Origin of the sequence: Hungatella sp. SL.1.14, from assembly GCF_024460495.1 — a bacterium.
In the GTDB taxonomy this organism is placed as follows: Bacteria; Bacillota; Clostridia; order Lachnospirales; family Lachnospiraceae; genus Hungatella; species Hungatella hathewayi.
In genome coordinates this window covers 1-301 of the sequence record NZ_JANFYJ010000334.1, presented here as the reverse complement: position 1 = coordinate 301, position 301 = coordinate 1, and the positions used below count along the sequence as shown (strand labels likewise).

Here is a 301-nt window from a genome sequence, read left to right as displayed (position 1 = left end):
GTGGAGGCGCCGCTGGGCCCTCCACCTCCATGGGGGTCTATATCTACTCTACCTTTTATACAGACCTGGATTACGGAAAAGCAACGGCGGCATCCTGTATCCTGTTTCTCGTCATTGCAGACCGGAATATTCACAAACGGATAATGACAGGCAAATACTATGTGATCCGCTCTCACCACACCTCTGTCCGTCATAATTTCATGCCCCTTCACCTCCCGATTGGGAAATGCGAAATTTGAAGAGATGCTCTGCGGCGCGCGAGAACATTATGATTACGTTTTGATTGATTCCCCTCCTTTGG

At 49.5% G+C, this 301-nt stretch carries 1 pseudogene; it reads left to right on the top strand.

What is annotated here, in order from left to right:
* Positions 1–239, top strand: a pseudogene (locus NE473_RS31235) (hypothetical protein); the annotation flags it as partial.
* Between the last annotated feature and the right edge of the window lie 62 nt (positions 240–301).